This window comes from Hansschlegelia beijingensis, assembly GCF_045505405.1.
Classification (GTDB): domain Bacteria; phylum Pseudomonadota; class Alphaproteobacteria; order Rhizobiales; family Methylopilaceae; genus Methylopila; species Methylopila beijingensis_A.
On the sequence record NZ_JBJKEX010000258.1, the window covers coordinates 1 to 4,377 of the forward strand.

At 69.3% G+C, this 4,377-nt stretch carries 6 protein-coding genes; 2 read left to right on the forward strand and 4 right to left on the reverse strand.

The window, feature by feature from the left end:
* Positions 1-13 precede the first annotated feature (13 nt).
* The 3 genes from ACIKT0_RS13715 to ACIKT0_RS13725 form a co-directional block, all read right to left on the reverse strand.
* A complete protein-coding gene (locus ACIKT0_RS13715) occupies positions 14-334 on the reverse strand; it encodes a hypothetical protein (RefSeq protein ID WP_407105883.1) in 321 nt (106 codons plus the stop codon).
* Complete coding sequence (locus ACIKT0_RS13720) at positions 331-837, reverse strand: tyrosine phosphatase family protein (RefSeq protein WP_407105884.1); 507 nt, start codon at positions 835-837, stop codon at positions 331-333. The genes ACIKT0_RS13715 and ACIKT0_RS13720 overlap by 4 nt, the downstream gene beginning before the upstream one ends.
* Before the next feature lie 67 nt (positions 838-904).
* Complete coding sequence (locus tag ACIKT0_RS13725; RefSeq protein WP_407105885.1) at positions 905-1,531, reverse strand: YfbR-like 5'-deoxynucleotidase; 627 nt, start codon at positions 1,529-1,531, stop codon at positions 905-907.
* A gap of 70 nt (positions 1,532-1,601) precedes the next feature.
* Between ACIKT0_RS13725 and ACIKT0_RS13730 the strand changes: the two genes are divergently transcribed.
* Both ACIKT0_RS13730 and ACIKT0_RS13735 read left to right on the forward strand, forming a co-directional pair.
* Positions 1,602-2,255 (forward strand): pyridoxamine 5'-phosphate oxidase family protein, encoded by a 654-nt coding sequence (locus tag ACIKT0_RS13730; protein WP_407105886.1) that lies wholly within the window; start codon positions 1,602-1,604, stop codon positions 2,253-2,255.
* A gap of 56 nt (positions 2,256-2,311) precedes the next feature.
* A complete protein-coding gene (locus tag ACIKT0_RS13735) occupies positions 2,312-3,634 on the forward strand; it encodes a dicarboxylate/amino acid:cation symporter (RefSeq protein WP_407105887.1) in 1,323 nt (440 codons plus the stop codon).
* A 13-nt stretch (positions 3,635-3,647) separates the two neighbouring features.
* On the opposite strand, the gene ACIKT0_RS13740 is transcribed toward ACIKT0_RS13735, so the two are convergent.
* Positions 3,648-4,247: a DNA-3-methyladenine glycosylase I gene (locus ACIKT0_RS13740; protein WP_407105888.1), complete on the reverse strand. Its 600-nt coding sequence runs from the start codon at positions 4,245-4,247 to the stop codon at positions 3,648-3,650.
* Between the last annotated feature and the right edge of the window lie 130 nt (positions 4,248-4,377).

Below are 4,377 nucleotides of genomic sequence, written 5' to 3' on the forward strand. Positions count from 1 at the left end.
GATCCCGCGAACCTCACGGGGCGTGAGCTCCAGACCCTCGCCCTGCTGGGCCGATCGACACGGTGTGCGGCCCGACCTCGTCGGGGCTCTGGACGCGTCCGCGGTCCCCGAACGTGTAGAGCTGCTCGACATAGCCGAGCTCGAGCGCGGTCTGCTCCGCGACCGAGGCGCGGAGCGCGATCTCGAGGGTGCGGCGCCGGCGCGGGTCGAACGGTCCGGCCGGCAGCGCCGCCAGATCATCCTGCGAGCGGGCGACCAGGATCTCCGGGGCGTCGCGTTCGACCGCGACCACCGCGGCCGACAGGCCGATCTCGATCGTCGGCCGGCCGCTCACGGCGCGCCCGCCTGGTGGAGCGTGAAGGGCGCGCCCTCGAAGGCGTCCTCGCCCCGGCCTATGGCTGCGATGGCCGCCGCCATTCGGCCTTCCCGGCCGAGGGCGTCGTCGGCGAGGCTTATGATCAGCCGGTTGGGCGTCGCCATCGGGCTGGCGCGCCTAAGCTCGGCCGCAAGCTCCCGCTCGTCGCGGGCGGGCTCGCGGGCGCAGGCGATCGCGTAGGCCATCGCCGTCGAGCGGCTGACCCCGGCGTAGCAATGGACCACGATCGGTTCGGGGCCGCTCGCGAACTCCAACGCTTCGCGCACATGGGCTTCGCCCGGCGGGACATGCCCGTCGCGCGGCTCCACGATGTCGTGGAAGCGCAAGGTGAGGTGATCGGCAGGGGCTATCCCGTCGAGGCGCGGCGCAGCCGCGCCCTCCGAGAGGAGCGACAGCACGCGGCGAGCCCGCGTCGCAGCGAGGGTCTCGGCCAGGCGGGAGAGCGGACAGACGACGATCACGGCCGCGAGCCTAGCTCGCGTCGGCCATCGGGGACATGGCGACCATTGGCGCGGGGGAGGTCGCGGATCACGACGTCAGGGCGGAGAAGCGCTCCAGGAAGCGGGTCTCCGCCTCGGACGCCGGCCATGGGGTGAGGTCCGCGTTGGCGGGAGCGCCCTCGGGCCGCCCGAAGAACTTCCGCGCCTCCTCGATGGAGAAGCCCGCGAGCCGCGTGGCCTCGAGGAAAGCGGCGGTCGCGTCGGCGCGCTTGACGAGCTTCAGCGTGGCGGCCGCAGGCTCGGGCGGCAACCCGAAGCGAAGGTGGATGGCCGCCATCAACCGCTTCTCGACCGCCCTGTACTCGCCTCCCAGGACGGCCTTGAACGGGCTGATCATGTCGCCGATGACGTATTCGGCGGCGTCGTGCAGCAAGGCCGCCACAAGAACCCGGGCGTCCGCTTCGGGCGCAAGCCTCCGGGCGATGTCCTCCACCAGAAGCGAATGCTGGGCGACGGAGAAGATGTGCTCACCGGAGGTCTGGCCGTTCCAGCGCGCCACCCGGGCCAAGCCGTGGGCGATGTCCGCGATCTCGACGTCGAGCGGCGAGGGGTCGAGCAGGTCCAGTCTCCGGCCCGACAACATGCGTTGCCAGGCGCGGGCGGGCGCAGGGGGCTTGCGCTGGACGGGCAGGGAAGGCGACAGCTTTTCGGCCATTGCGGTCTACGAACATCCGGCCGCCCCGAGGGCGGCCCAACAAAACAAACGAACTGAGGGAGATTCACCCATGACCGTCACCTACGGACCCGAGCATCTCGCGCTCCAGCAGGAGCACGATTCGCGCGGACTCGCAGAGCTGTGGCAGCAGAAGCTCATACATGGCGAACTGACGCCCGAGGAGCAGGCGTTCATCGCCAGCCGCGACATGTTCTTTCTCGCGACCGTGGACGGCGAGGGCAAGCCGACGGTCTCCTACAAGGGCGGCCCCGTCGGCTTCGTGCGCGTGCTCGACGCCGTGACGCTCGCCTTCCCGGGCTACGACGGCAACGGCATGTTCCTGTCGGCGGGCAATATCGCGACGACGCATTCTGTCGGCATGCTGTTCATCGATTTCGAAACGCCGCATCGGCTGCGCGTGCAGGGCGAGGCGGAGGTCGTCCGCGAGGGCGAACTGGTGGCGAGCTTCCCGGGCGCGGCCTACGCGCTGCGGGTGCGCGTGACGGACGCTTTCGTCAACTGCGCCCGCTACATCCACCGCTATCGCAGGGTCGAGACCTCACGCCACGTGCCGCAGGCGAGCGGCGACCAGCCCCTGGCGGAATGGAAGCGGATCGATTGGGTGCAGCCCCACCTTCCCTCGCGCGACCGGGACCCTGCCGCCGCGGCAGGCGAGTTGACGATGGAGGAGTACGGCGCCAAGACCGCGGCCTGCGACACCTGATCGGCCAGCACTGCTGACCTATTCGGCGCCGTCGGTCAGTGAGCGGAGACCCGACGATGACGATGACACGCGAAGGGGCGGCGCCGGCGCGCGCGCGCCCCTGGTACACGATCCTCTATGTCCAGGTGCTGATCGCGGTCGCGCTCGGCATCGCGCTTGGCTACTTCGCGCCGGACATCGGCAAGCAGATGAAGCCGTTCGGCGACGCCTTCATTAAGCTCGTGAAGATGCTGATCGCGCCGATCATCTTCCTGACGGTCGTGCACGGCATCGCCAGCATGAGCGACATGCGGAAGGTCGGCCGCGTCGGGCTGAAGGCGATCATCTATTTCGAGGCGCTGACCACGGTCGCGCTGATCATCGGCCTCGTCGTCGTCAACGTGCTGAAGCCCGGCGCAGGGATGAACGTCGATCCCGCGTCGCTCGACCCCTCCTCCGTCGCCAAGTACCAGCAGGCGGCCCAGGGCCAGACGGTCACCGACTTCTTCCTCCACATCATCCCGGACCAGGTGGTGGGCGCCTTCGCGCAGGGCGAGATCATCCAGGTCCTGCTGATCGCGATCCTGTTCGCCTTCGCGCTGCATTCGCTCGGCGAACGCGGGCGGCCGGTGATGGCGCTGATCGACGGCACGATGGAGGTCTTTTTCCGGATCGTGGCCATCGTCATGCGCGCAGCCCCGGTCGGCGCGTTCGGGGCGATGGCCTTCACCATCGGCTCGCAGGGACTGCAGGCGCTCGCCCCGCTGGCCTACCTGATGGGCGCCTTCTACCTGACCTGCCTGATCTTCATCTTCGGCGTGCTGGGAACGGTCGCCTGGGCCACCGGATTCTCGATCTTCAAGTTCGTCCGCTACATCAGTGAGGAACTGCTGATCGTGCTCGGCACCTCCTCGTCGGAGTCCGTGCTGCCGCGCATGCTGGACAAGATGAAGCGCGCGGGCGCGGAGGAATCCGTCGTCGGCCTGGTGATCCCCGCCGGATATTCGTTCAACCTCGACGGCACCTGCATCTACCTGACGATGGCCGCGATCTTTCTCGCGCAGGCCACCAACACCGAGCAGACCCTGTGGCAGCAGATCGTCATCCTGGCGATCCTGCTGCTCACCTCGAAGGGCGCGGCCGGCGTGACCGGCTCGGGCTTCATCGTGCTCGCCGCGACGCTGCAGTCGGTGGAGCACATTCCGACCGTCGCGATCGCGCTGATCCTCGGGATCGACCGTTTCATGTCGGAGGCCCGCGCGCTCACCAATCTGGTCGGCAACGGGGTCGCCACGCTGGTGGTGGCGAAGTGGGAGGGCGCGCTCGACGAGCGCAAGCTCCACGCCGAACTCGACGGGCGAGGCGGCGAGGACTCCGCCGGGCGACCGGCGGCGGCCTGAGCCGGCGCCGGATTTAGGGCGACGTCAGCTCCGCATGCCGGTGGCAATCGACCACATGGTCGTTGACCATGCCGACGGCCTGCATGAAGGCGTAGACGATGACAGGACCGCAGAAGGCGAAGCCGCGCTTCTTGAGGTCCTTCGAAAGCGCCTCCGACAGCGGCGTGGACGCCGGGACCTCCGCCGGGGAGGTCCAGCGGTTCACGAGCGGCTCGCCGCCCACGAAGCCCCAGAGATAGTCTGAAAAATCCTCTCCGCGCTCCTGCATGGCGAGATAGGAGCGGGCGGATTTCACCGCCCCCTCGATCTTCGCGCGGGAGCGGACGATGCCGGCGTCGGCCATCAGTCGCGCGATGTCGGCTTCGCCGTATGTGGCGATCCTCTCGGGACGAAAGCCCTCGAACGCCGCCCGGAAGGCCTCTCGCTTCCGGAGGATCGTGATCCAGGCCAGCCCCGCCTGGAAGCCGTCGAGGACGAGCTTCTCGTAGAGCGCGCGGCTGTCGCGCTCCGGCACGCCCCAGTCCTGATCGTGATAGGCGACGTAGAGCGGATCGGTCCCGCACCAGCGGCACCGGCGCTTCCCGTCCGGGTAAGGCGGCGCGAGGTCGCTCAAGCCGCTGTCGTCTCCCCCGGGAAGGCGAAGCGCGCCCAGGCGGGCTTCTCGATCGTCAGCATGGCGCTGCCGGCGATCAGCGGCTCGCCCTGCTGCGGCTCGACCGGGCCGAGGAGGCGCGCGCGGCGGG